The sequence below is a fragment of the Fictibacillus sp. KU28468 genome (assembly GCF_026153615.1).
GTDB classification, from domain to species: domain Bacteria; phylum Bacillota; class Bacilli; order Bacillales; family Fictibacillaceae; genus Fictibacillus_C; species Fictibacillus_C marinisediminis.
In genome coordinates, this window is sequence record NZ_CP110666.1 from 3,278,903 (window position 1) to 3,303,695 (window position 24,793).

General features: G+C 42.9%; 27 protein-coding genes and 1 pseudogene. 11 read left to right on the forward strand and 17 right to left on the reverse strand.

The genetic code is table 11. The features are described 5' to 3' along the window. Positions 1-57: 57 nt before the first annotated feature. Positions 58-1,500: an aldehyde dehydrogenase gene (gene aldA, locus OKX00_RS17140; RefSeq protein ID WP_256227221.1), complete on the reverse strand. Its 1,443-nt coding sequence runs from the start codon at positions 1,498-1,500 to the stop codon at positions 58-60. 188 nt (positions 1,501-1,688) lie between these two features. Here aldA and OKX00_RS17145 point away from each other — a divergent pair, with 188 nt between their 5' ends. Further along, the gene (locus OKX00_RS17145) at positions 1,689-2,333 is read left to right on the forward strand and encodes a LysE family translocator (RefSeq protein ID WP_265408172.1); all 645 of its coding nucleotides are present in this window, start codon (positions 1,689-1,691) and stop codon (positions 2,331-2,333) included. A gap of 14 nt (positions 2,334-2,347) precedes the next feature. Then, a complete protein-coding gene (locus OKX00_RS17150; RefSeq protein ID WP_265408173.1) occupies positions 2,348-3,256 on the forward strand; it encodes a phosphotransferase in 909 nt (302 codons plus the stop codon). 147 nt (positions 3,257-3,403) lie between these two features. Here OKX00_RS17150 and OKX00_RS17155 read toward each other — a convergent pair whose 3' ends face one another. Further along, positions 3,404-3,772, reverse strand: coding sequence for a winged helix-turn-helix transcriptional regulator (locus OKX00_RS17155; RefSeq protein ID WP_265408174.1), 369 nt, complete (start codon positions 3,770-3,772; stop codon positions 3,404-3,406). A 150-nt stretch (positions 3,773-3,922) separates the two neighbouring features. Between OKX00_RS17155 and OKX00_RS17160 the strand changes: the two genes are divergently transcribed. Beyond that, the gene (locus OKX00_RS17160; protein ID WP_265408175.1) at positions 3,923-4,558 is read left to right on the forward strand and encodes an FMN-dependent NADH-azoreductase; all 636 of its coding nucleotides are present in this window, start codon (positions 3,923-3,925) and stop codon (positions 4,556-4,558) included. A 310-nt stretch (positions 4,559-4,868) separates the two neighbouring features. Here OKX00_RS17160 and OKX00_RS17165 read toward each other — a convergent pair whose 3' ends face one another. Continuing rightward, positions 4,869-5,276 carry a hypothetical protein gene (locus OKX00_RS17165; protein WP_053355235.1) on the reverse strand — a complete coding sequence of 136 codons (408 nt, stop codon included), beginning with the start codon at positions 5,274-5,276 and terminating at the stop codon, positions 4,869-4,871. Positions 5,277-5,521: 245 nt separating this feature from the next. Here OKX00_RS17165 and OKX00_RS17170 point away from each other — a divergent pair, with 245 nt between their 5' ends. Continuing rightward, entirely contained in the window at positions 5,522-6,601 is a 1,080-nt protein-coding gene (locus tag OKX00_RS17170) for an NADH:flavin oxidoreductase/NADH oxidase (protein ID WP_265408176.1), read from the forward strand. A gap of 201 nt (positions 6,602-6,802) precedes the next feature. Then, entirely contained in the window at positions 6,803-7,003 is a 201-nt protein-coding gene (locus OKX00_RS17175; protein ID WP_265408177.1) for a hypothetical protein, read from the forward strand. Between the two features lie 178 nt (positions 7,004-7,181). Here OKX00_RS17175 and OKX00_RS17180 read toward each other — a convergent pair. Further along, positions 7,182-7,614 (reverse strand): annotated as a pseudogene (locus OKX00_RS17180) (GNAT family N-acetyltransferase). Between the two features lie 171 nt (positions 7,615-7,785). Between OKX00_RS17180 and OKX00_RS17185 the strand changes: the two are divergent. Continuing rightward, the gene (locus OKX00_RS17185; protein ID WP_265408178.1) at positions 7,786-8,214 is read left to right on the forward strand and encodes a cell wall hydrolase; all 429 of its coding nucleotides are present in this window, start codon (positions 7,786-7,788) and stop codon (positions 8,212-8,214) included. Positions 8,215-8,410: 196 nt separating this feature from the next. Here OKX00_RS17185 and OKX00_RS17190 read toward each other — a convergent pair whose 3' ends face one another. Further along, entirely contained in the window at positions 8,411-9,232 is an 822-nt protein-coding gene (locus OKX00_RS17190; protein ID WP_265408179.1) for an STAS domain-containing protein, read from the reverse strand. A gap of 221 nt (positions 9,233-9,453) precedes the next feature. On the opposite strand from OKX00_RS17190, the gene OKX00_RS17195 reads away from it, so the two are divergent. Continuing rightward, positions 9,454-9,996, forward strand: a complete 543-nt coding sequence (locus OKX00_RS17195; protein ID WP_322114326.1) for a GNAT family N-acetyltransferase — start codon at positions 9,454-9,456, stop codon at positions 9,994-9,996. 83 nt (positions 9,997-10,079) lie between these two features. Here OKX00_RS17195 and OKX00_RS17200 read toward each other — a convergent pair whose 3' ends face one another. The 4 genes from OKX00_RS17200 to OKX00_RS17215 all read right to left on the reverse strand — a co-directional run bounded on the left by OKX00_RS17200 (position 10,080) and on the right by OKX00_RS17215 (position 14,039). Then, positions 10,080-10,307 (reverse strand): hypothetical protein, encoded by a 228-nt coding sequence (locus tag OKX00_RS17200; protein WP_265408180.1) that lies wholly within the window; start codon positions 10,305-10,307, stop codon positions 10,080-10,082. 237 nt (positions 10,308-10,544) lie between these two features. Beyond that, the gene (locus OKX00_RS17205; RefSeq protein ID WP_265408181.1) at positions 10,545-11,612 is read right to left on the reverse strand and encodes a sensor histidine kinase; all 1,068 of its coding nucleotides are present in this window, start codon (positions 11,610-11,612) and stop codon (positions 10,545-10,547) included. Beyond that, on the reverse strand, positions 11,609-12,283 hold the full coding sequence (locus OKX00_RS17210) for a response regulator transcription factor (protein ID WP_265408182.1): 675 nt from the start codon (positions 12,281-12,283) through the stop codon (positions 11,609-11,611). Before OKX00_RS17210 ends, OKX00_RS17205 begins: the two co-directional genes overlap by 4 nt. Continuing rightward, entirely contained in the window at positions 12,258-14,039 is a 1,782-nt protein-coding gene (locus OKX00_RS17215; RefSeq protein WP_265408183.1) for an ABC transporter ATP-binding protein, read from the reverse strand. Before OKX00_RS17215 ends, OKX00_RS17210 begins: the two co-directional genes overlap by 26 nt. A gap of 466 nt (positions 14,040-14,505) precedes the next feature. Here OKX00_RS17215 and ppc point away from each other — a divergent pair, with 466 nt between their 5' ends. After that, entirely contained in the window at positions 14,506-17,265 is a 2,760-nt protein-coding gene (gene ppc / locus OKX00_RS17220; RefSeq protein ID WP_265408184.1) for a phosphoenolpyruvate carboxylase, read from the forward strand. A gap of 123 nt (positions 17,266-17,388) precedes the next feature. On the opposite strand, the gene OKX00_RS17225 is transcribed toward ppc, so the two are convergent. The 6 genes from OKX00_RS17225 to OKX00_RS17250 all read right to left on the reverse strand — a co-directional run bounded on the left by OKX00_RS17225 (position 17,389) and on the right by OKX00_RS17250 (position 20,662). Beyond that, entirely contained in the window at positions 17,389-17,664 is a 276-nt protein-coding gene (locus OKX00_RS17225; RefSeq protein ID WP_265408185.1) for a hypothetical protein, read from the reverse strand. Between the two features lie 290 nt (positions 17,665-17,954). Then, complete coding sequence (locus OKX00_RS17230; protein WP_265408186.1) at positions 17,955-18,116, reverse strand: hypothetical protein; 162 nt, start codon at positions 18,114-18,116, stop codon at positions 17,955-17,957. A 301-nt stretch (positions 18,117-18,417) separates the two neighbouring features. Further along, positions 18,418-18,855, reverse strand: coding sequence for a YndM family protein (locus OKX00_RS17235; protein ID WP_265408187.1), 438 nt, complete (start codon positions 18,853-18,855; stop codon positions 18,418-18,420). 391 nt (positions 18,856-19,246) lie between these two features. Next, the gene (locus OKX00_RS17240; RefSeq protein ID WP_248251910.1) at positions 19,247-19,444 is read right to left on the reverse strand and encodes an alpha/beta-type small acid-soluble spore protein; all 198 of its coding nucleotides are present in this window, start codon (positions 19,442-19,444) and stop codon (positions 19,247-19,249) included. 127 nt (positions 19,445-19,571) lie between these two features. Further along, positions 19,572-20,294 (reverse strand): TraR/DksA C4-type zinc finger protein, encoded by a 723-nt coding sequence (locus OKX00_RS17245; protein ID WP_265408188.1) that lies wholly within the window; start codon positions 20,292-20,294, stop codon positions 19,572-19,574. Positions 20,295-20,449: 155 nt separating this feature from the next. Continuing rightward, complete coding sequence (locus OKX00_RS17250; protein ID WP_265408189.1) at positions 20,450-20,662, reverse strand: alpha/beta-type small acid-soluble spore protein; 213 nt, start codon at positions 20,660-20,662, stop codon at positions 20,450-20,452. 176 nt (positions 20,663-20,838) lie between these two features. Between OKX00_RS17250 and OKX00_RS17255 the strand changes: the two genes are divergently transcribed. Then, positions 20,839-21,273 carry an SRPBCC family protein gene (locus OKX00_RS17255; RefSeq protein WP_053355251.1) on the forward strand — a complete coding sequence of 145 codons (435 nt, stop codon included), beginning with the start codon at positions 20,839-20,841 and terminating at the stop codon, positions 21,271-21,273. Next, the gene (locus OKX00_RS17260) at positions 21,270-21,599 is read left to right on the forward strand and encodes an ArsR/SmtB family transcription factor (protein WP_265408190.1); all 330 of its coding nucleotides are present in this window, start codon (positions 21,270-21,272) and stop codon (positions 21,597-21,599) included. The genes OKX00_RS17255 and OKX00_RS17260 overlap by 4 nt, the downstream gene beginning before the upstream one ends. Before the next feature lie 32 nt (positions 21,600-21,631). On the opposite strand, the gene OKX00_RS17265 is transcribed toward OKX00_RS17260, so the two are convergent. After that, positions 21,632-22,474, reverse strand: a complete 843-nt coding sequence (locus OKX00_RS17265; RefSeq protein WP_062235878.1) for a YitT family protein — start codon at positions 22,472-22,474, stop codon at positions 21,632-21,634. A 278-nt stretch (positions 22,475-22,752) separates the two neighbouring features. Here OKX00_RS17265 and OKX00_RS17270 point away from each other — a divergent pair, with 278 nt between their 5' ends. Further along, a complete protein-coding gene (locus OKX00_RS17270) occupies positions 22,753-23,604 on the forward strand; it encodes an STAS domain-containing protein (protein WP_265408191.1) in 852 nt (283 codons plus the stop codon). Positions 23,605-23,697: 93 nt separating this feature from the next. Here the strand turns inward: OKX00_RS17270 and OKX00_RS17275 are convergent, their stop codons facing one another. Further along, positions 23,698-24,780 (reverse strand): hypothetical protein, encoded by a 1,083-nt coding sequence (locus OKX00_RS17275; RefSeq protein WP_265408192.1) that lies wholly within the window; start codon positions 24,778-24,780, stop codon positions 23,698-23,700. Positions 24,781-24,793: the final 13 nt, after the last annotated feature.

The following is a 24,793-nucleotide window of genomic DNA, read 5'->3' on the forward strand; positions in this document are numbered from 1 at the left end:
ATTTCCACATAAAAAAGCCTGGCACATGATATGCCAGACTGATTTTAATGCTGTTTTTTAGTTTTTGTATTCCATATAGACAGCATGTGTCACAAGGAAATCTTCCACGCCATGTTTTCCGTCCGCGCCGCCAAGGCCAGATTTTCTGCGGCCAGCGTGATAACCCTGGATGGCTTCAAAGTTTTCCCGGTTTACAAAGGTTTCACCAAATTTCAATTCATTGGCAGCCCTCATCGCTTCGTGCACGTTTTCCGTATAGATGGAAGAAGAAAGACCGTAATCGGAATCATTGGCCCATTCGATCGCCTCGTCAAGCGTTTTGTATGTGACCACCGGGAGAACAGGTCCAAATATTTCTTCTTGGATGATCTTCATATCCTGGGTGACATTCGTAATGACCGTCGGTTCGTAAAAGTATCCTTTTTCGATATTTGCCCGTTTGCCGCCTGTCAGCACTCTAGCACCGCTTTTCACAGCACCCTCTACCATCTCATGAACAGTTTCCAGACGGTTTTGGCTGACCAGAGGCCCCATTTCAGTATCTTTATCTGATGCCTTTCCTACATTTGTCTCTCTCATCGCATTCACCATTTTATCAATAAACGCATCGGCCACTTTTTCATGCACATAGACACGCTCAGCGTTCGTACAAGCCTGGCCAGCATTCGTAATTCTCGACGTTTTGATTTTCTCAACCGCCAGATCGAGATCGGCGTGTTCGGTGACAATTGCTGGTGCTTTTCCACCCAGCTCAAGATTCACTTTGGTAATGTTCTTCGCTGCCGCTTCCATCACTTTAGATCCGGCACCAACGCTTCCAGTCATGGTGACAATCCCTACTTTAGGATGAGTAGCCATCGCATTGCCGATCACTGAACCTTTGCCCGTTACAAAATTATAGACACCCGGAGGAATTTCATTCTTCATGCTGTCAATCAGCTTCGTGAATTCTGCTGCTGTGTTAGGCGTCTGCTGACTCGGCTTCAGGACGATGGAACAGCCTGTGATAAGAGCTGTTGCAACCTTTCTTGCCAAAATAAACACCGGAAAATTCCAAGGAACGATTCCTGCAACGACTCCGATCGGTTTACGGTATATAAAGATGTTTTCATTTGGCCGATCGCTCGGTACAATCTCGCCTTCGATACGGCGGGCCCATTCGGACATATAGTAAAAGTATTCAATCGCGGTATCGACCTCTCCTCCAGCTGCCTCTATGCTTTTTCCCTGTTCTTCTGACAGCAGTTTAACGAAAGTCTCGCGGTTCTCCTGAATTTTGTCTCCCAGTTTTCGGACAGCCTTGCCGCGCTGGATACTCGGGACTTTTTCCCATTTTTTCTGTCCTTCAAAAGCTGCTTCGATCGCTCGGTTGATGTCTTCTTCTGTTCCATTATATATGGTCGAAATCACCTCTTCAGTCGAGGGATTTACTACATCAATCGTTTCATTGGAAGTGGAAGATCCATATTCTCCATTAATATAGAGCTGATGTGGTTTCACTAAAAAATCCTCCCTTACTTATTTTAAGTGCACACCGTACTCTTCCACGTTTCTTCCTGGTTAAAACATTTCCATATATCGAAAACATTCATACAAACTAGTATCCAATTCCCCCTTTTCTATAAAAACGCATGTCTCCTCCCCCTAAAGGCATACAGTAGAAAAGAGGGCAAGGAAAGGGGTCAGACATGGAGTTCTTCATTTCATTCGCACATTTTATTTTTTTGGGACTGAGTCTGGCGGCACCAATTGGGCCGATGAATATAGAGGTAATGAAACGCGGGCTGACACAAGGATTCCTTGCTTCCTGGTGTGTAGGGCTTGGAGGACTTACCGGGGATGTTCTTCTCCTTCTCGGCATTTATTTTGGCCTGGGTGAAATGATGCAGGTAAACTGGATACAAATAATCATGTACATAGTTGGCATTATTCTATTAATCTATCTAGGATTTCAGAGTATAGGTTCAGCCTTAACCTTTTCCTTAAAGCTAACTACAGAGAACGATATGAACCGGCGAGGTGCCTACCTAACAGGGTTAATGATCGCGCTTGCCAACCCCATTTCCCTCATTTTTTGGTTTGGTGTTTTCGGAACTTCCCTGAATATCTTAACCTCTTCCTACTCTGTTGTATTCTCTCTTGCCTGCAGTTTTGCCATTATTCTGGGTTTGTTCTTATGGAACCTCAATCTTGTATTTACTGTTCATTTCTCCAAACGGCTGATGAGTCCCAGTGTCATGCGGAGCTCTATGTTCCTGGCAGGCTTTTGTCTCCTTGGTTTTGCTTGCCACTTCACCGTCCAATTGTATAAATTAATAATATCATTGGTTTAAGAGGGGGATTCTGAATGGGAAATGTGTGGGATGCTGAAATGGTTGTATCACCTTTTATGGCAAAACAGCTCATTGAAGGTCAGTTCCCGGAACTTGCACCCGGAGAAGTCAATGAAATAGGCAAAGGTTTTGATAATACTGTTTATTCTGTAAATGGAAAATATATTTTCCGGTTTCCACGCCGAGCGATCGCGGTCCCCCTTTTAAAGACTGAAAACAGGTTGCTGCCACCTTTAGCAGAAAAAATGCCGTTACCGATTGCCACACCATGTTATTTTGGCTCACCCGTTCCAGATTTGTATCCCTGGCCTTTTACCGGCTACTATCTTATTCCCGGAAAACCGCCAGGCTGTTTATCTCATGCAGAACGAATAACCTCAGCGGTGCCGCTAGGCCGTTTTCTTCGGGCACTTCATGCGTTTCCGGCAGAACAGGCAAAGTCCCTGCAAGTGCCTTATGATGAGCTGGATCGATTAGGTGTCGTGAATCGCCGTCCAAAGCTGCTTGGCTTTTTAAACGAAATTAGGGACCTTCAGCTTTATGAACGAGTGGATGATCTTGAGCAAATCGTTCAAGATACAGAACCGCACGAAACGGCTGGACATGAAGTTTTCGTACATGGAGATCTGCATATTCGCAACATAACAGTGGATGCTAATGGGAAAGTTTCGGGAATCATTGACTGGGGAGACGTACATATTGGTCATCCTGCAGTCGACCTGTCCATCGTCTACAGTTTTCTTCCTCCAGAAGGCCGGGAGATGTTCTTTCATGTATATGGCGAAATAGACCTTCAGACCCAAGAACTCGCAAGGTTTAAGGCTCTCTATACGACCGTTCTTCTTATGCTTTACGGACATGGCCATCAGGATGCAGAATTAATAAAAGCCGCTGGTCAAAGCTTGGACCTCCTTCGCTTGTGACCGGCGGCTTTTTTGTTATTTTACGTCTGGAACGATTTCCTCAAGTGGTTCGTGAATTGGAAAATCCAGAAGGATGGTTGTTCCTTTGCCTTCATCACTTTTCAACAATGCCGGAATCAAAAAAGGAAATCCAGCCAGCTTTCCTTTTTAATTCGCCTCTCCATTAAAAGAAGAGTCCTCTTGTTCCTTTTTATGCTTCATATGCTCCACATGGGCTGCGCCCCAATAGTGCATAGCATCCATAATCGGCCCTAAGCTTTTGCCGTATTCGGTAATGGAGTATTCTACTTTCGGTGGGATTTGGGGATAGACCACCCTTTGTACAATATCCTGCTCTTCTAATTCACGCAGGTGAAGCGTCAGCATGCGCTGGGTAATATCCGGCATTAACCTTCGTAATTCGTTAAACCTTAAAATATCACCGGAAAGCAGATGCTGAATGATGATCGGTTTCCACTTTCCCACGATCAGATCGAGTGCCACAACCACCTGACATTGTTCTGGATTTTTCTTCATAAAGCGGCCCTCCGTTTTACAGTACCTTTTTTTATACTATACCACATGAATGTGCCTACTTCACAAATCTGCGCCTATGATTAATAATTGCTAATGCAGGGAAATTACAATAACTGCTCTATATCACAACCAGTAAAGGTGGAATACACTATGGCAAAAGTATTATATATTACAGCCCACCCGCATAATGAAACTCAATCTTTCAGTATGGCTGCAGGTAAGGCTTTTATCGACACTTATAAAGAAGTGAATGCAGACGACGAAGTGGTGCATATCGACCTTTATAAAGAAAACATTCCGCAAATTGACGCTGACGTATTCAGCGGCTGGGGAAAACTTCAAAGCGGAAAAGGGTTTGAAGAACTATCTGCTGAAGAGAAAACAAAAGTACAGCGTCTTGGTGAACTGAGCGAAAAGTTCGTTGAAGCCGATAAATACGTTTTCGTTACACCATTGTGGAACTTCTCTTTCCCGCCAGTTATGAAAGCTTATCTTGATTCAGTAGCTGTTGCAGGTAAATCATTCAAATATACAGAACAAGGACCAGTTGGTCTTTTAACGGACAAGAAAGCTCTTCATATTCAAGCTCGCGGCGGTGTTTACTCAGAAGGCCCAGCTGCTGATCTTGAAATGGGGCATCGTTATTTGAATGTAATGATGAACTTCTTCGGGGTTCCTTCATTGGAAGGAGTATTTATTGAAGGGCATGCTGCTATGCCTGATAAGGCTCAAGAAATTAAAGAAAACGGTATTGCACGCGCGAAGGATGCCGCACATACATTTTAAGTTGATAGAAAAACAAGGCGGTTCTTTTAGAAACCGCCTTGTTTTTTTTTTAGGTTTTGTTAAAAGGGATATTGTTGATTTCCTTTAATAATGGGCAGCGCATACTGATGCTTAAAAGAGGACCTCAAGCCTTTTTCCCCAATAATAAGGGGTTTTAGCTGGCGATGAAAAGAGCCGGCTAATTTGTGAAACAAATGAAGCGCCCGAAAAGCAGAAGGGTAAAAGCTTGCTTACACCCTTCTGCTTTTCAAAAGGCGATTCAATCACACCTCACTAATTAATCAACAACATTGACTAGCAGAGCTTTTTATTAAAATAAAATCTGGTCAAACGCTTCTTTTAGGTAACTGTTCAGCAAAGGAATCGTAAACTCCTTGTCATACCGTTCGGAAGCCACCCGGCCGCCGTCCCATCCGAGTGTATCAAGTTCCCCCACTTCTCCCTCATCCTTTAGCTGTACCAGGATTGTTCCGTTCGGAGTCCGTTCAAAACTGAGCACTGTCTGTTTAATCATAATTTGTGCAAAAACACCTGGCACTGCTTCATTTATTCGAATATTGATCTCATCTGTTTTTTCTTCCACAATTCTTAATTTGAACTTCATATCACTAAAGAAAACATTGATGGAATGCTGTGTTTTATCAATATGAACTCTTGCTTTATGGTCCAAAATGTACATTTCCTTAACCTTTTGGATAAGTTTTTCAGAGTATGACATAATCCACCTGCCTTTATCTTTCTAAGGCATTACATTCGATAAAAAAGGAAGTTTTTCCTTCTCCATTTCTGTCTCTTTTTCAGTTGGCGCGTCATTTTTTGTCCGTGTTATACATTCTTCTTCTAAGGGGTAAAATAAAAGCTGTGAATTTCCGTTATTACAAGCACATTGTTTTATCATATTATTTTGATTGTGTTACTATGGTTTTGTTTTTAACTTTTAAAATTACAGGAGGGAACTTGTCCATGCAACATCTTTTTTCTCCACTTACCATCAAGGATATAACACTTCGAAACAGAATTGGGGTTTCTCCCATGTGCCAATACAGTGCTGAGGATGGAATGCCGAATGACTGGCATTTTGTTCACTTAGGCTCACGCGCTGTTGGCGGAGCGGGTCTGGTTATCGTAGAAGCTACCGCGGTAGAAGCCCGAGGCAGAATTTCGCCAGAAGATCTTGGCATCTATACAGATCAGCACATTGAACCTTTTAAACGTATCACCCGTTTCATAAAAGAACATGGAGCTGTACCAGGCATCCAGCTGGCACATGCCGGAAGAAAAGCCTCTACGTACAGCCCTTGGAAACAAAAAGAAGCATCTGCTGCTGGAGTTCCGAACGAACAAGGCGGCTGGGATGTGGTCGGCCCAAGCGCGATCCCTTTTAGTGATGGATACAAAAAACCTAAAGAATTAAGTGTAGAAGAAATTAAAGAGATTCAGGAAAACTTCAGGCTTGCAACCATCAGAGCACGGGAAGCGGGCTTTGAATGGATGGAATTCCACGGAGCTCATGGCTATTTGGCTCACAGCTTCTATTCTCCCGTCTCAAACAAACGGACTGATGAATACGGCGGCAGTTTCGAAAACCGTATTCGCTTTTTCATCGAGACCGTTCGTGTGATGAGAAAAGAATGGCCGGAAAACCTTCCTTTCACTGTCCGCATCTCCTCTTCAGACTGGGTAGATGACGGCTGGACGCTTGAGGATTCCATCGAGCTGGCCAAGCTGCTGAAAGATGAAGGAGTAGACCTGATTGATTGCAGTTCCGGCGGTAATCTGCCGAAAGCGCCGATTCCTGTCGGCGCCGGCTACCAGAATCTTTTTGCTGAAAAAATTCGCGAACAAGCCGGTATTCCGACTGCAGCAGTAGGTTTGATCACACAAGGCATGCAGGCTGATGAAATCATCCGCAACGAAAAAGCAGATCTTGTACTGCTTGCACGCGAGCTCCTTCGTGATCCATATTGGCCATTGCGTGCCGCCGTAACGGTTCATCAAAAAGAAGCACTTGATATCCCTGTACAATACGAGCGGGGCTGGTAAAAAAGAGCGCAAGCGATCAGAGACGAAAAGAGCATTTGTTTTCGTCCTTCCAGTTCGTTTTCAGCCCTGGTCGCTGGAGCTAGACATTGCTTCTATGGCCCATCCAAAAAAGGGGCTGTCCAAGAAGTCTGGTAGCTGTTGATCTCTGCTCCAGGCTGCTCGCTTTTACCGGCGTAAACGCCTACTTTCGCAGGGCGTGCGGTGAGCCTTACCGGCGTGAACGCCTACTTTTTGGCGCAAGCGCCTGCGGGAGTCTCACCTGTCACGCTAGTCCCGCAGGACAAGGAAGGCTCCGGCAGCTTTTTATCGCACGAAGAAAATGTGAAGTTCAAAGATTTTTCACGTCAAAGGAGCTGCCTGAAGGTCAATTTTCGACTTTCAGGACAGCCCTTTTTTTTTTGATTCTATAAAGAGCCCAGAATACCGATCAGCAAGCTTCCTCCGAAAACAACCAATAACAGGATGACCAACCCTTTGACCCACGGCTGTGACTTTTAGGAAAGTCATCAATCGAGTGTTTCTGCTGGTAACCCATGAACCGTTATTTCTTCTGGTTCAATCTCTTTAGATTCATCATTCATCACTTATACACCATGATCGTTTGCAGCGGCTCAAAACCCATTTTTTCGTAAATGCCTTTCGCAAAATTGGTGTCAAATACATTGAGCCTAACTTCTTCATACCCTTTTTCCTTTAACTCACTGATTCCTGCCTCGACTAGTTTTTTAGAGAGTCCTCTTCCCCTATAATCCGGCAGTATGTAGACGTCATAAATAAAACCGATCTCTTTTTCAGTAAAATAATCCGTATTATGACCAATCATGATTCCAGCCGCCTACTTTATCCCGATCTTTGTATACGAGGTGATACGCCCCCTTTTCCATGATAGCGGTAAGCATATGCTCTGCCTTTTCCTGCGTTAGAACCCCAGTCCCTTGCAATCCTTCATTTGCAGAAAGAGCAGCATTGGATAGTATGTACGCTGTTTCCTCATGATTCGCTTGTTCAATCATGTTTTAAACCTCCTGCATCTTTTTTTATTGATTCTTCAAACAGGACGTGTATCCTTCTCATTATTGGATTTTATTCCCATTTACCAAAACATAGGATTAAATTATGGTTTTCGGTTATGGCCCAAACTTATTTTTTATATAGTTTAAGGAAGGATTCTTGGAGGTGATACCGTGGCCGTTGTGCAAGCCAGCAGTTCAGATATTACGTTGTTCGCCCGATTGCTTCGAGCGGAAGGAGAAGGAGAAGGCGTCCGGGGAATGCAGCTGGTTGGAAATGTTGGTATTAACAGGATCCGTGCCAATTGTTCCGATTTTAGAGGGCTGAGGACGATTCCCCAGATGATTTACCAGCCCCATGCGTTTGAGGCCGTAACACACGGATATTTTTATCAAGCAGCAAGATCGAGTGAAAAACGTCTGGCAAAACGCGCCATTAATGGAGAAAGATACTGGCCGGCAAAATATAGCTTATGGTATTTCAGACCGCAGGGAAATTGTCCGCCTACCTGGTATGGCCAGCCGTTTGTCGCCAGATATAAACTCCATTGCTTCTATCAGCCCACTCCTGAAGAGTGCGACAATGTTTACAATACATTTTAAATCTTTTTGCAGGCTGTGGATCACTCAAACAGCCTGCTTCTTCTAGTTTAACAAATATTTCTTGTTTGACAAGAACGTTTGTTTGTATATTATAGGTATGTAAGCCAACTAAAGGACTATTTTCTGAAGGAATCATAGATGATGATGGTGAACTGCATAATCTTTCGTTGGTGCCAGGCACTGTTGCCTGACACTTTTAATGAAACGTCATGTTTTCAATGGCCTGTTTCACATTTCCATAGACTTTGATGGAAGTAAAATCAATGCCGGCATTTACAATTCTGCTGGCCAATTCAGGACGTATCCCTGTTACTGCAATATCAATTCCGAGGAGAGCCAAAACACTGTGTACAGTAAAGATGTGCCTTGCCACTTCAGTATCAATGGTAACAATCCCTGAAAAATCAAGTATCAGATATTTAACACCCAATGGAGAAATCTTTGGAGCCACATGATTTAGCAAGTGGTCGGATCGATTCGAGTCAATCGTCCCGATTAAAGGAAGAATCGCAATTCCGTCTTGGATGGGTACAATAGGTGTGGATAATTCCTTGATTTCTTTTTGTGCTTCTTGTATAACACTGTCTTTATAGCGTTCAAAAGCAAACACCGTTTCATTCATGCTTAGATCCAGCATCTGATTCACCCGTTTAATGACCATGACTACTTCTCGAGTGTTTAATCCGAATTCTATGCCAACTCGCGTTACAAAATCCGAAAAAACCATACGAGTATCAGGATAACGTATAATAATTTTAGAGATATTGAGCTGGCTTCTTGCAGTTGCTTCTCCGTTAGCCTTACTCCATGACAATAGAGCATCAGGAACAGAGCCTTCCTGACAATCTAGGGATTGTGCTAAAAAAACTAAAAACTCATCATACATTAATTTAGCTTGCTTGATCTCCTCTTCTGGAACATCAAAATGAAAACTGCCGATGATCTCATCAACAATGTTTGAAGAGAGTGTGCCAGAGTTCTCCAATAGATAGTTAGCCATAGGGATGATTGAGTTCATGAACATACACTCCTATATTTTTTATATCATTCAGCATGCTAAAATTGAAATCAGAGTTTGATAGATAAGCAAAGTAAATTTTTAACCCTGTAAACTACTAAAACCTATTATAGCGTATTTTGCCGCAATTGTAAGATTTTCTTAGAATTGGAATGAAAACGTTCGCTCTCTGCCCGTTTTTGTCTTCAATGTGATACCATATGAATTAAAAAGGTGAGATTATGAGGATGGAAGGTGAACACTTCTTTTTGAAGCCTCTTGACACTTCACATTCAGAAGCAATGCTTCAGTTGGAGCTTGATAACCGTGAATTTTTTCAAAAATATACCCCGTTTAGAGATTCTGAGTTCTATACTTTGGAAGGACAGCGAGAAATGCTGAATGTGATCAAGAGCATGCAAGAACTGGATCATCAGTATAGTTTCGGCATCCATTTAAAAGAATCCGGAAAACTTATTGGTGATATTTCATTGTTCAAGATTGAACGCGAACCTGTTCAAACCGGAATGCTTGGGTACTGTCTTGATCAACATTACAATGGAAAAGGGTATATGACGCAGATCGTCAAACTGATGATTTCGTATGCATTCGAAGTCCAGAAGCTTCACCGCATCGAAGCGGGTGTCATGCCGCACAACAAAGGTTCCATCCGGGTATTAGAAAATGCAGGATTTCATAAAGAAGGTATTGCTGTAAAATCTGTAAAAATAAACGGCAGCTGGGAAGATCATCAGATGCTTGCCATCATTAACAATGCTGAATAAAGCACATAAAAAGGGCTGTCCAGAAAATCGAAAATCGACCTTCAGGCAGCCCCTTTTTGACTTGAAAAATCTTCAATGAAAAGTTAATTGAAGTGGAAGATGCGAGACTCCTCGAAAATGAACTTCACGTTTTCTTCGTGCGATATAACGCTGCCGAAGCTTTCCTTGTCTTGCGGGACTAGCGTGACAGGTAAGACTCCCGCCGGTGCTTGCACCAAAAAGTAGGCGTTCACGCCGGTAAGGCTCACCGCACGCCCCGCGAAAGTAGGAGCTCGCGCCGGTAAAAGCGAGCAGCCTGGAACGGAAATCAACAGCTTACAGACTTCTTGGACAGCCCCTTCCGCTTTTTATTAGATAAGAAAGCATATAATTCTGCTTGCATAGAAGTTATTTCTAGCTCTAGCGCCCAGGGCTGAACACGAATTTCAGTTTTCAGCTTAAGTCCTGGGAGAAATTGAAAATCACTTTCGCTTTTCTTATAAAAGGTCTTCCTTCTAAAGACACCACACCTGTTCGGTTATGTGAGCCAGCTTTGAATCTTATATTTATTATTCTACAAGAGCAGGAAGATAGACAGTGAAAATCGTCCCTTTTTGCGGTTCGCTCTCGATCTCTATCCGGCCTTCATGCATCTCTACAATCTTTTTTACGATGGACAATCCTAATCCGCTTCCTTCAGATGCTCTGTTTCTGGATTTATCCGATTTGAAGAATCGTTCAAAGATATGAATTTGATCTTTTTCTGAAATTCCGATCCCGTTATCCTGAACGGAAACCGAAATTTCACCCTCTCTTCTTTTCAGTATGAGCCGAATCATCCCGCCTCTTGGTGTAAATTTAATACTGTTGTATAGGAGGTTAAGCCATACTTGATTCAGGAGATCCTGATCCCCTGTCACGTTTACCTTCTCTAAAGAATGCTGTAATTCCATACCTTTATCAACCAAAGAAGGTTCACACGATAGAATGGCATGCTTTAGCTGAACATCCAGTTCATAGTCCACCTTCTCTACAGGGTGGCGGTCAGATTCGAGTGAAGTTAATTTTAATAGATTATCACTTAGCTTAGAGAGCCGTTTGCTTTCCTTTTCAATAATGTACAGATAATGCTTCCGATCTTCCGGCTCCAATTTGTCGTTTTGCAGAACCTTGGCAAAGCCCCGGATCGATGTTAAGGGCGACTGGATCTCATGAGAAACGTTCGAAATAAATTCCTGACGCATCATCTCCAGGCTCTGCAGTTCCTTTGCCATTACGTTAATATTATCGGCAAGATCAGCGATAACATGGCCTTTCCTCATTTCAGTTCGAATACTGACACTGAAATCTCCTTGAGCAATTTGTTTAACCGCATCGTTCATCAAATTAAAAATGTTCATCCCGCTGCGCCGCTGCTTTCTGCCAAACAGATGGGCGATTACTCCAAAGAAAAGAAGTCCAAGAACAGAACCTGTTAAATAGACAAGCAGAGATGAGGGGTGATAACCCATCCCTTTATAGAGGAAGGGTGTTAGATAAAAGAAACCTGACCAGCACAGAAACAATAGACCGAGAATCCCGAAAAAGCCCAGAGTATGGAGGAGCATGTTTAATGCCTTATTCTCATGCCTATTCATGTTCCGCTCTCGAATCGATATCCCAGTCCCCATACCGTACTGATTTTAATCCCCGCTTCCTCCTCTGTAAAACGTGCGCGCAGCCGTTTAATATGAACGTCCACCGTCCTGTCATCCCCTTCATAATCCGGTCCCCATACTTGCTGAATCAGCTGTTCCCTCGAAAAGGTTTTCCCGGGATAGCTCGCAAGCAAGAACAACAGCTCGAATTCTTTTAAAGGAAGAGAATACACCAGCTTTCCGGCTGTCACGTTGTGCGTGTTTTTATTGATGGACAGCTTCCCTGCTTTCACTGTGTTGGATGCTGAAATGTTATAGCGTTTTAACAAAGCCTTTACCCGGACAACAAGCTCTGCCGGTTCAAACGGCTTAACAACATAATCGTCCGTCCCAAGCTGAAATCCTTTTACTTTTTCCTTCGTCTCTCCTTTTGCTGTAAGCATGAGCAAAGGAAAATCATAATAAGCCCTGACTTTCTCTGCTAATTCCCATCCATCCAATTTTGGCATCATGATGTCTAAGATCATCAGGTCAACGGAGGCGGTCTCCAGTATGCTCAATGCTTCCTCCCCATCCTCAGCGTAGCGCATTTCAAATCCTTCATTCTTTAAAATGGCTCCGACCAATTGCCGAATATGGCTGTCATCATCCACAACTAAGATCCTGGCCATACACCTCATCCTTTGCTTCTTTATCTTGTTTATGAAGCTGCTGAAGAGCGAACTCCCTATAGAGATCATGAGACTGATACAGCGCCTGATGTGTTCCTGTTCCTGTAATTTCTCCTTTTTCCAAAAAGATAATCTGTTCCGAATCCACTACCGTTGATAACCGGTGGGCGATAACGATCGTAGTTCTTCCAGCCATCAGATTGTTTAATGCTTGCTGAACGACAATCTCTGACTTGCTGTCAAGGCTGGAGGTGGCTTCATCGAGCATCAGAATCTGCGGATCACGCAGCAAAGCACGTGCAATACCGATTCGCTGGCGCTGTCCTCCTGAGAGCTTAATGCCACGCTCTCCTACCTCGGTATCAAAGCCGTCGGGCAGATCGTTAATAAATTGATCAGCATATGCCATCATTGCCACTTTTTGAAGTTCTTCTTCACTCACCTTCCGATCCAGCCCGTAGCAGATGTTATCTCTTATTGTTCCCGCAATGAGCGGGCTCTCCTGGGAAACATAGCCGATTTTGCTTCTCCATGATGCTAGCGTGAATTGATCGATCGGTGTTTCTCCTAATTTAATTTCACCGCCATTAGGTTTATAATAACGCTCAAACAATGAAAATAAAGTGGTTTTACCGCTGCCGCTCGGCCCCACGATCGCCGTCACTTTTCCCGGGTCTACAGAAAAACTGACTCCTTTCAGAATCTCCTCATCTTTATATGCAAAACGCAGGTTTTCCACATGCAGGGTTTGATCGACTTGCAGCAATTCTCGGCCAGATGCATAGTCCTCTTCTTCATGGTCGAGCAGCGTGATGATTCGTTCTGTCGCTCCTTTTGCTTTTTGAAGCTCTGTAAAAAACATCGCGAATTGAGTCATCGGCAGAATGATCTGAAACAAGTACAGAAGATACGCAACCAGTGATCCGGCACTTAACGCTCCACTTGAGACCCTCATACCCCCATATCCTATGATGACGACAAGCAGAAGCATAAGAATAAGCGAAATGACCGGTCCGAGCATCGCCTGGTACTTCCCTTCTTTAATCCCAAAACGAAGGAGGTTCTGAATACCTTCCTTGCCGTTGTTATACTCCGTTCCCTCTGCATTTGAAGATTTTACAAGCCGGACTTCCATAAGGACTTTACTCAGAATGGCAGTAAATCTGGCATTCTCATCTTGTGTGGCCTTTGAGATTCTATGCATTTGCTTTCCGATCGGAATAATGACCAGCATGGCTACAGGTACGATAACCAGTGTGATAAGTGTCAGCTTCCAATCTAAAATTAAAAGAAAAATCACGGAACCGACTACCGAGATGATGCCATTAATAAAATTCGTAAAATGCTCGGACGCCAGATTTTTAATCACAGCCGTGTCGTTCGTCATTCGGCTTATCGTTTCCCCAGTCTGGTGATTATCATAAAAAGGAATCGGCAGGGAGATCAATTTCTTCCATAGCCGGTCGCGGATACCCGCTACAATTCCATTTCCAACCATATTCAAGAGGTAGACGGATATCCCCCCTGCTGCCGCCCGTGCGATCAGTACAGCAGCCAGCAGTGCGATCTGCGCAGCGTTTAATGTGGATAATGAAAATTTATCTACAAAGTTTTTCGTGAAAAGCGGAACACATAGACCGACAAGTGTCGTAATGACACTCATGAGGATGGCCATACTCAGTTTCAGTTTTGGCGGGTTGGTCTTTTTTATTAAATCAACAAACTGCTTCGAGCTTACGTTATTCTCTTTTTTCAAAGTTCATCACCTTCATATTGGTAAAATTTGTTTCCCTTCCATGCCTTAACTATACCTGAAAGAAATGAACAAAGTATGAACGGCAGACGCAGCTGTTTAATATTTTTGTTGAATGTCTAAAATGTCCCATATTTACTCCCATCACAGGACAAGCTGATATAGTTAAGACATCCCAACAACCCCTTTTCATATTTAGACGTAATAACCCGGCTAACGGAGTTTTTTGACAAATTTTTTTGTCAAAAGCCCTGGCCGGGTCTTTTTTTGTTCTCATTTCATGTATCCGCTTACACGCAGAACTGTTATAGTTTTTCACGATCTGATAGTTGTACAGATTTCCCGCCGGCTTGTTTTCATTTGTGAAAATCAAAATGTTTTATGATACAATGCCTATAAATCAAAATATTCTAATAATAAAACAGTACAAAAATAAAAGAATGACAGCTAAGAAACGGAAGGTGAGATGATGACAACAATCTTAGAATCAGCAAAATCAGAACACAGCAGTTCACCCCTTCGCCGGGATGTTAAATCTCTCGGCCAGTTGCTGGGGAAAGTCCTTGTTCAGCAAGGCGGACAGGCACTGCTTGATAAAGTTGAAAAGATTAGAGAAATGACAAAATCTCTTAGAAACAATGATGAATTATCCTATCAGGAGCTGAAAAATGAGATTGCCAGCTTAAAACACCCTGAGCGCCAGCAAGTCATACGGGCGTTTGCCGTCTATTTCCATCTTGTTAATATCGCTGAACAAAACCACCGCATACGGCGCAGACGGGAGTACCAGCTCAAGGATGGGCACCAGCCTGGGTCACTGGAGTGCACAGTCACCCAATTTAAAGAAAACGGCATCGACGCTGAGATCATTAAAAACGTCATTGAAAAACTGTCGATGGAGCTGATTATTACTGCCCATCCGACAGAAGCGACACGACGGAGTGTGCTGGAGATCCATAAACGGATCGCTCTTTTGCTTCACCAGCTCGACCAGACCATTCTCACACCCCGTGAGCGGGAAGAGCTCAATGAAAAACTGTTTAACGAGATCACCATTTTGTGGCAGTCCGATGAATTGCGTGACAGAAAACCGACCGTGATGGACGAAGTTGCGAACGGGCTTTACTATTTCGATGAAACATTGTTTGAGGTCCTTCCTCAGATTCATCAGGAGCTTGAAGAAACGCTGCAGGAGCACTATTCAGCTGAAGACTGGCATGTGCCGAACATTCTGCGATTCGGTTCGTGGATTGGCGGTGACCGTGACGGCAATCCGAACGTCACTCCAGCGTTAACGTGGAAAACCTTAAAGAAACATCGTAAACTGGTGCTGCGAAAATATCATACATCGCTGACGAATTTAATGAAACAGATGAGCCAATCTTCTAAACAGATCGCCATATCCAAAGAATTAACAGACTCCATTCATGAGGAGTTATCCATTCTAAAGGATGGAGAACAGTGGAAGATCGAACATGAGGCCTATCGGTGCAAAATGGCCATCATGCTGAAAAAGTTAGAACAGGTCGGAAAACCGAAAGAAGGGTATCAAAGTTCTGAGGAGTTCTTGGAAGACTTGCAGCTTATTAAACGCAGTCTTCTTGGACATTCTCCGGATGGATTCAGGCTTAAAAGCCTTGACCAGCTCATTCGGCAGGTAGAATTATTCGGTTTTCATCTGGCCACGCTCGATATCCGCAATCACAGCGGAGAGCATGAAGCGGCAATCACTGAGATCTTCCATTCTGTAAATCTGGCTACTGACTATTCTCGTCTGGATGAAGAAGAAAAAGTAGAGCTGTTAGGGAAAGTATTACAGGATCCCAGGCCTTTGCTTCTTCCTTTCGCTGAAGATTATTCTAAAGAAACAAGTCAGATGATTGATGTCTTCCGGATGATTAATAAAGCCCATGAGGAATTTGGAGATCGCTCCATCGAAGTGTATTTGGTCAGTATGACGGAATCGGTAAGTGATCTGCTGGAAGTTCTTGTACTCGCAAAAGAAGCGGGAGTTTATCGCCTTCATGCTGACGGGCGAGTTGAAAGCAAACTGAATGTCGCTCCCCTGCTGGAAACGATTGATGATCTTGTTTCCGGACCTGCCATTATGAAAAAGCTGTTTTCAATGGATTTTTACCAGCAACAGCTGAAACAGCATGGAAACGTGCAGGAAATCATGCTTGGTTATTCGGATGGAAGCAAGGATGGCGGTACACTGACGGCCAACTGGAAGCTATACAAGGCTCAGCAGGAAATCCATGAGGTGGCTGATCAATACAATGTCCGTTTAAAATTCTTCCATGGCCGCGGGGGTTCATTAGGACGCGGGGGCGGCCCGCTGTATCGAAGCATCCTCTCTCAGCCAGCCGAAACATTGGGAGACGGATTTAAGATTACTGAACAAGGTGAAGTGCTGTCCTCAAGGTATTCCTTATATGACATTGCCTACAGGAGCCTTGAACAAGCAACTTCAACATTGCTTTCTGCAGCCGCTAATGCTTCAACAGATGCACAGCAAAACGACAGCAGGACAAAAGCATGGGAAGATGTCATGGAAGGCATCTCTTCCGCATCACTTATGAAATACCAAGAGCTTGTCTTCAATGATCCTGATTTCCTTACGTACTTTAAACAAGCGACTCCTCTTCCTGAATTGGGATCTCTCAATATCGGATCCCGTCCTATGAGCCGTAAAGGAAGCGAACGTTTTGAAGACCTGCGTGCCATTCCTTGGGTGTTCGCATGGACCCAAAGCCGTCAGCTCCTTCCAGCCTGGTATGCGGCAGGAACAGGACTGCAGCATTATATGGAAAACAATGACCAACTCAACCTTCTCCAGCAAATGTACAATGATTGGCCGTTCTTCCGTTCGACCATTGATAATTTGCAAATGGCCTTGATGAAAGCTGACTTAACCGCTGCACGAGAATATACGGGGATGGTGAAAGACCAGGAGATGGCTAAACGTATATTTTCCGAAATTGAAAATGAGTACCACCGCACAACTGAAGCCATCCTGCTTATCACACAGCAGGATCATTTGATGGATCAGCTGCCAAACATCAAAGAATCCATCAGACTAAGAAACCCATATGTAGATCCACTCAGCTTCCTGCAGGTAGAATTGATTTCTAAGCTGCGTGAAGACGAGCAACTGGATGAAGATCTGTTAAGAGAAGCGCTGCTCACCATTAATGGAATTGCAGCCGGGCTCCGAAACACAGGATGATCCTCAGGACACCGCCACTAGTTGGCGGTGTCTTTTTATGTTCTTATGTAATCGTTATGTGGAATTTTATGGATACTGTGAAAAAAAAACACGTAAGTTCAAGCAGATATTCATTTCTTCTTTTTATTCCTGTAAAGGCACGTTTATAATACCCTGCAGTTTTCCGTATTTTCCCAACAATAACTCCGGGCTGTTATCCATGGCGGCCATTTTTTCGGCGATTGTATGCATTTCCTGTTCTGTTTCGTATAGATTTTTATAAGTACTTTGCAAGTATTGTTTGATGGTGATTCCCTGCCTCATTTTGATATGCTGCTGCAGAAAACCAATTTGAACACTGGGTAGCCAATGAACCGCTCCTGAGTCAGGCAGCAATTCCTGCGACAATATACGCAGCAAGGTGATTTGCTGGCTCCGTTTCGCCCGGCCAACCCGGCGTGTTCATCTGGCAGCTGCCGGAAGCTGATACCTTTAATATTTTTTAATCTCCATACATATGGGTAACATGGTTTACAGATAAAATACTCATTTCATTCTCTCCTTTTGCTTTCTTTCGATCCAAAGCTAACTGAGAGAACACCATGAAAAAGAACCTATTTTATTTTGGCAATAAAAAATGGGGCTGTCCAGAAAGTCAAAAATTGACCTTCAGCAGCCCCTTTTTGGCTTGAAAAATCTTAAATGAAAAGTTAATTGAAGTGGAAGATGCGAGACTCCTCGAAAATGAACTTCACATTTTCTTCGTGCAAAAAGCTGCCGGAGCCTTCCTTGTCCTGCGGGACTAGCGTGACAGGTGAGACTCCCTCCGGTGCTTGCACCAAAAAGTAGGCGTTCACGCCGGTAAGGCTCACCGCACGCCCCGCGAAAGTAGGAGCTCGCGCCGGTAAAAGCGATCAGCCTGGAACGGAAATCAACAGCTTTCAGACTTCTTGGACAGCCCACTGAATAGTTAATAACATAAGAAGGGATTGGTGATTTTACCTACTGTTCTTCGATTAGCTTAATTTCAAAAAAAGGGCAGACTTTTCCCGTATCAAGCTAAATCTCTAATAAGAACAGTTGATAAAAAAAACATCCTTTCCACCTCATTCATAAATTTACGTTACGCTATTAGTTTACGAAAGGACTCCATTTTGTAAATATTATCCAAAATTACTTCTTGCCGGATGGATCGTCATCTTCTGCAAATTCTGTGACAAATCGTAATTTAGGAGTGACTCCCTGATGCCTGATCTCTCTTTTTCTTTCCGGCATGTGTTTGAGCAGATAGCGGTGAACATAGACCTCCGCTGCCGTAATGATAATGGCAGAGGTAACGCTCCCCCAGGCGATCTGCAGGTAACCGTGAAGCAATATCGCCCCAAAGATCCACACGATCGTGTACGTTAAAATGAATTCTGCCATCAATGTATTGATGTTTCCAATCCGCGGCAGGAGAATGCGGTCAGCCAGGATATATGACACAGCCGTTGCCGTAACACTAAAAGAAATGATATCAGCCAGTGTCGCATCGAAAAACAAATCCAGTCCGATTGAAAAAGCAATCAAGCTTACAATAAACTTTAGTAAGATTACCTTTGCCTGTTCCAAAGTTAAAACCTCCCTTTCCTGCTTTTAGTTTGCAACAAAAATAGGAGGTTCATTCTTGTCATGAGAATAGATTCAATCAGGGATTGAGTCGGTAGTCTGAAAATTTAGTTTGGTTCAATTCCTTTTATTTTGGTTCAATTCCTTTTATTTTGGTTCAATTCTCAGACAGTTCCGTTCAATTATTCTTAGTTTGGTTCAATTTCACAATATTTGGGTTTACACTGTTACAGAAATCCCCCGATTTACAAACAAGAACTGGAAATTCACGATAGACGGCATATGGGCTACTGGCAAGTGAGAGGATATGACACCAATGCATGGGTGAAAAAGATTTAGATCAGAAATAAGAAAAAGCTGGTCCGCAGCACTGCGGCCAGCTTTTTCATTGAAATTAACGAGCGTAACCAGAAAGCTGCTGTTGAGCAGTAGCCACTAAACGTTTTGTAATTTCTCCGCCTACAGATCCGTTTTGACGGGAAGTAGTGTCAGCTCCAAGCTGAACTCCAAATTCAGAAGCGATTTCCCACTTCATTTGATCAAGTGCTTGTTGAGCACCTTGTACTAATACTTGATTAGATTGCTTTGCCATATGTATGTTCACCTCCTTTTTTTTAACATCTCTCTATGAAGTTTTTTTATACAAAACTGAATGAAAATATTTCCTCTTTTCATTAACACAAATAAACTCCTTATCCAGCTTGATAAGGAGTTTATGATTACACATAGTCAGAATCTTCGTCCGTTTGTTCCTGATCCACCAGAAACCGTTCATAATCTTTGTGCATTTTATTCGGAATGATGCGAGTATTGCTTCCATCCATGTCTGTTGCGATAAAACCTTCAATATCCTCAACGTACCCCACATTTTCTTCGGATTCAATAAACATTTCATTATAATTCATCATTCCATTTTCCGAGAAATCAGACGGGGACTCACTCGTCCCGTAAACAGCTACGTCCTGCCAGGAATCTTCTGAATCGTAAAAGGTTGCATCTTTTTGATCATTATTATACTGGCCATATGGAGGCTTCAATACTTCTTCTTCAATTGGCCGGTTATTGGAACTGCTTTGTTCAAGGCTGTGCTCTTTGCAGTAAGCCGTTGTTGGCAATGCCTCTAGTCTTGCCATACTGATTGGCTGTCCGCACGATTTGCAATATCCATATTCCCCTGCATCAATTCTTTCAAGTGCCTGATGAATGGATTTTAATTCCGATTCATTTAATTCATTCAATGCGATATCTTTTTGCCTTTCGAACAATTCTGTACCCAGATCCCCCGGATGGTTATCATAACTCGAAAGCTCGCTGACCGATTCTTTAATAAGCTCTAACTCATTTCCATAATGACGGTTATACGCCAACCGCTCGTTCAATTCATTTTGCATCTGCTGGAGACGGTCTTTAAACTGATTGATGCTCTGCTGTGACCATACCATTTCATGACCTCCGAAAGTAGAATCTCGTACACAACTGTATTATTTGACATAATGTTGACGCTCATACTTTTTAATGATTGGAAAAAAATAAGGACTGCCTATTTAAAAAATAGGCAGCCTTGTCCATTGAGTATTCTGTTATGTCTTCGCTAGAATTAGCGTGTTCCACCAAATCCAGAAAGTTGAGATTGAGCTTGAGCTACTAGACGTTTAGTGATTTCTCCACCAACAGATCCGTTAGCACGAGCTGTTTGGTCAGCACCAAGTTGTACACCAAATTCAGAAGCGATTTCGTACTTCATTTGGTCGATAGCTTGTTGAGCACCTTGAACCAATAGTTCGTTGTTGTTTCCACCTTGTTGAGCCATGTGTTTTCACCTCCTCAATTGGTATACTTAAATTTTCTCTCTAATGATTGCAAACCATACTATGTAATATTTGTAAAAAACCGAAACATTGTTGACATGAAACCAAATGGTTGTATATAATTCAGAAAGCGAAACCATATAGTTTCACATAATTTTAAAAAGTGAGGGAAACCATGATGTCCGATTTTACGGAAGAACGAGTAAAAGATATTCAATATACTGATGTTTTCAATGCCCCTATTGAAAAAGTGTGGAAGACCGTTGCAACTGCAGATGGGATCTCCGCTTGGTTTATGCCCAATGACTTTGAGCCGCATGTTGGCCATGATTTCCATATTCAATCTCCGTTTGGCCCGTCACCATGCAAAGTGTTATTGGTTGAGGAGCCGCATAAGCTTTCTTTTGCATGGGATCAATTTGGCTGGATCGTAACGTTTGAACTTAAGGAAGAAGAAGGTAAGACCCGTTTTACCCTTACTCATTCAGGCTGGGGCCATCCGGATGCTATCCTGCCTAAAGCACAGCAAAAAGTATCCGCTGTACGGGACAATATGAACGGCGGCTGGGCGAAAATCATGCAAAGTCTAAAGGAGCTTGCAGAAAAAGAATGAACGCTTCAGCTAAAAAGCACGATGTTTTCCAGGCCATCGCAGACCCTACACGCCGTGAAATTTTAAAATTGCTGGCAGGAAAGGAATTTGCCATCACTGAACTTTCGGAACGATTTCCTATGAGCAGGACCGCGGTGTCCAAGCATCTGCTGATCCTTTCTGAAGCAGGCTTAGTTAAAAAACGAAAGTCCGGCAGGGAGAAACTTTACACGCTTCAAGCTGAGCCTTTGTCTGAATTGGAACAATGGCTCTCCTACTTCGAACAGTTCTGGCAGAACAAGATGTCGATGCTAAAAACTTTAGTGGAAAAAGACATTCAGACATAACAAAAACCTGCCTTTTTGAGCAGGTTTTTGTTTTACCACACATTTTTAAAGTTTCCGACAATCTTATGAGCAGGAATTGCTGAAATAAAGGCTGTTTCATCAATACCTTTCACAATATCAACCAAATCAGCCCATTGAATATTCACAATGACACAAAAAACTACCTGTTTGCTTTCATGAGAATACGCTCCTTCACCTTCCCAGAATGTTACCCCCCGGTTAAAGGCTTCGTTTAATGCACCTGACACCTCGTTTCCTTTATCGGTCACAATCATGACGGAACTTCTTTCTGCCACAGTCAGGATAGTATCGTATGTTTTCGCGCCGACATACATCGAAAGAATCGTGAACATGGCCGACTGTACATTGAAGATAACAGCGGAAACGGAAATAATGATAAAATTCATGATCAGGCCGAAGCGGGCGATCGAAAGATTTTTATACTTGGCGATCACTCGCCCAAGAACATCGAGTCCCCCATTTGAACCTCCGGCACGAAGCATAATGGCTCCGCCAGCAAAAGAAACCACACCCCCGAAGATCGAGGCAAGAATAATATTGTGCGTCCACATCATCTTAATCGGTATAAGATGCAGAAACAGTGAATCGAAACCAACCGCCAGCAGTGTATAAATAATAAATTTCTTGCCCAGATGAATATAGGCCAGAACTAGGAGCGGAATATTATAGAGAAAATATTGCGTTCCGACCGACCAGCCTAACGTATTGTAGATGATCATGCAAATACCCATCAGGCCGCCAGAAAGTAAATGTGCCGGCAGAAGCAGCGTATTCGATCCTACCCCAATGAGCAAACTCCCAAAAATAATGCAAAGCACTTCAAAAGCAATTCTGACCACTCTTTTTTCCAGCATGTGCAACCCTTCTTTTCAAGCAATTATGTTCCAACATATGTATCCTACTATAAGGAACTTTTTTATGTAACAAAAGGAATAACATCTCATTTAATATTATCCTTATTGCCCTGGAGTAAACCTTCCGGTGAAAAATGAAAGGTGCCTGGCACCATTTCCATGGCACCATTTCCAGCTACTAGAGCATTCAATCCCTCTCAAAACGTTAACAAAAAACGAAAAAACGACGAAAACTATAACAACTGTTTTTTATTCTTTATTAAAGGAGGGGTCTGAAATTGTCGAAAGTACTGAGCAAAGAAACAAGCCCCTATTTCAAAACAATTAGCGGACTTATTTTAAATCAAAAGGAAACCTTAGCGAAAACCATATTAGATGAAGAGCGATTCGATTACAGCCACTTAGGAAACAATCGGAGTCAGTTAGAACATCTTCGTATGAAGCTGATTCATTTGTATGGAGAGACCGTATCGCTTCCACCAGCTGTCTCTGTTGAAAGGCTGAAGGAATGGGGAGCTGAATATGCTGATATCTTTGTTTCGCTTAATATCCCATTGGATCGTGCCATCGAAGAAGTACATTTTTACCGTACTAAAATCGGCATCATCATAAAAGAAGAAGCCAAAATGCAAAAATTGGATCTCGATACGTTTTACGAACTGATTTCTGAATTTGATTCCGTAGTTGATACTGCTGTTCTTATGGTAAGTACTTCTTATATGGAAAAACACGCTTCCAACCTGGAGACCGCCGGGCATGAAATCGATGAACTTTCTGTTCCCGTCGTGCCTCTCGGGGACGGAGTGGGTATTCTGCCTATGATTGGCGATATCGATACAAATCGTGCTCAGGTACTCATGGAAAACGCCTTGCGGAGTTCTGTAGACCTAAAGCTCGATCACCTTATTCTGGATTTATCTGGAGTACCAATCATTGATACGATGGTCGCGCAAAAAATCCATCAGGTCATTCAAGCACTCGAACTGATTGGTGTGAAGACAAAAATCAGCGGCCTTCGCCCAGAGCTTGCTCTGACAATGACCGCACTTGGTGTGGAATTTAATGGGGTCACCACATTTTCTAGCCTGCATCTTGCCCTTCAATATTTGGGGTTTAAGCGGAAAATGTAAGTGCATTTCTTTTAGGGTGTCAGGCTTTTTATTTGGAATCAAAAAAGAAGCACCCATTAAGAAGATGCTTCTTTTCTTTGAAATATAAATAGATTAGATCAGTTTGCTTGTGTTGATCGCTTCCCTGTAACCGGAACGGGTAAAATGGAACGATTCATCGAGTAACCCTTCACGCTGAAGAGATTCCAGTGTCTCCTCCGGTATATTAATGGTCAGTTCGTCAAGACGTTCATTGATTTCACTTAATGATGCAGTATTTACAAAGTCAGGCTTGAGCAGCCGAACGATTCCTTCAATCCTGGAATCACGCTTTTGAAATAGCTGCGGTGTTTTATTGATCGCCTGTGAGATCTTGTTCGTAAACTGAATGAGTTCCTGTTTTAGATTAGAGGCCTGAGTTTCTTTTTCCTGAAGCTGCTGTTGGAAATATTTCCTCTCTTCTTCATTCAGATCGGCTCTCGTATACAGCTGCTGGTAAATCTGGGTTTTGTCCATTTCAATCTGTTTAAGCTCTTCTTCTTTAATTCGCTGGGTTTTCATGTCTTCTTCATTCGGCTCATAGACGTAATCTTCATCTGACTTTTTATATTCAATCCTATCCTCTGTTTCCGGCGGTTCTTCTTCTGTTACCAGAGGAGTGACGGAGGAAGCCTGAGCCTCTTCAAGCCGTTCAGCAGCCTGTACTTTTGGCTCATCCTTTTCTGAGGCTTCTTCAGCCTGCTCTTCTTGTACTTCCTCTGCCAGCTTATCATCAACCGGCAGTTCTTCCTCTTTCAGCATTTTTTCCTTTGGAGTCTCCATTTCTCCTTCAAGAAATGTTTCTTCTGCTTCTAAATCTTGTTGATCATTCCTTGAAGCTACCGTTTCCGGAAGTGATTGTATTACCGGGGCATCATCCCTTTGCCCCTTAATGGACCCCTCCTCTAATCTGCGAACGAGGTCATTAAATTTTTTATAGTACATCACTGAAATCGTCAACGCAAAAAGAGAAGCAAAGAGAGAAATAAAATCAGAGAAACGGAAAACAAATGGCGAGGTGGCAATCTTATAAAAAAGTAAAAGAGCAAATGCCCCAATTACAATCACCTTAAGCCAGCTTTCACGATTCTGAATCTGTTCACTTTTTCCTGAAGCTCCACTGTTTCCTCCAAAAAAAGATAATAACTTTTTATTCATAGTGTGTTCCTTT

Bases quoted from the DNA above. Each gene is read 5' to 3' on its own strand.
- OKX00_RS17155 (WP_265408174.1), bottom strand. From the start codon at position 3,772: ATGAAGAAAAATCCAGAACAATGTCAGGTGGTTGTGGCACTCGATCTG.
- OKX00_RS17165 (WP_053355235.1), bottom strand. From the start codon at position 5,276: ATGTCATACTCTGAAAAACTTATCCAAAAGGTTAAGGAAATGTACATT.
- OKX00_RS17210 (WP_265408182.1), bottom strand. From the start codon at position 12,283: ATGGCCAGGATCTTAGTTGTGGATGATGACAGCCATATTCGGCAATTG.
- OKX00_RS17195 (WP_322114326.1), top strand. From the start codon at position 9,454: ATGAGGATGGAAGGTGAACACTTCTTTTTGAAGCCTCTTGACACTTCA.
- OKX00_RS17145 (WP_265408172.1), top strand. From the start codon at position 1,689: ATGGAGTTCTTCATTTCATTCGCACATTTTATTTTTTTGGGACTGAGT.
- OKX00_RS17170 (WP_265408176.1), top strand. From the start codon at position 5,522: ATGCAACATCTTTTTTCTCCACTTACCATCAAGGATATAACACTTCGA.
- OKX00_RS17255 (WP_053355251.1), top strand. From the start codon at position 20,839: ATGTCCGATTTTACGGAAGAACGAGTAAAAGATATTCAATATACTGAT.
- OKX00_RS17245 (WP_265408188.1), bottom strand. From the start codon at position 20,294: ATGGTATGGTCACAGCAGAGCATCAATCAGTTTAAAGACCGTCTCCAG.
- OKX00_RS17240 (WP_248251910.1), bottom strand. From the start codon at position 19,444: ATGGCAAAGCAATCTAATCAAGTATTAGTACAAGGTGCTCAACAAGCA.
- OKX00_RS17265 (WP_062235878.1), bottom strand. From the start codon at position 22,474: ATGCTGGAAAAAAGAGTGGTCAGAATTGCTTTTGAAGTGCTTTGCATT.
- ppc (WP_265408184.1), top strand. From the start codon at position 14,506: ATGACAACAATCTTAGAATCAGCAAAATCAGAACACAGCAGTTCACCC.
- OKX00_RS17205 (WP_265408181.1), bottom strand. From the start codon at position 11,612: ATGAATAGGCATGAGAATAAGGCATTAAACATGCTCCTCCATACTCTG.
- OKX00_RS17160 (WP_265408175.1), top strand. From the start codon at position 3,923: ATGGCAAAAGTATTATATATTACAGCCCACCCGCATAATGAAACTCAA.
- OKX00_RS17260 (WP_265408190.1), top strand. From the start codon at position 21,270: ATGAACGCTTCAGCTAAAAAGCACGATGTTTTCCAGGCCATCGCAGAC.
- OKX00_RS17190 (WP_265408179.1), bottom strand. From the start codon at position 9,232: ATGAACTCAATCATCCCTATGGCTAACTATCTATTGGAGAACTCTGGC.
- OKX00_RS17275 (WP_265408192.1), bottom strand. From the start codon at position 24,780: ATGAATAAAAAGTTATTATCTTTTTTTGGAGGAAACAGTGGAGCTTCA.
- OKX00_RS17150 (WP_265408173.1), top strand. From the start codon at position 2,348: ATGGGAAATGTGTGGGATGCTGAAATGGTTGTATCACCTTTTATGGCA.
- OKX00_RS17250 (WP_265408189.1), bottom strand. From the start codon at position 20,662: ATGGCTCAACAAGGTGGAAACAACAACGAACTATTGGTTCAAGGTGCT.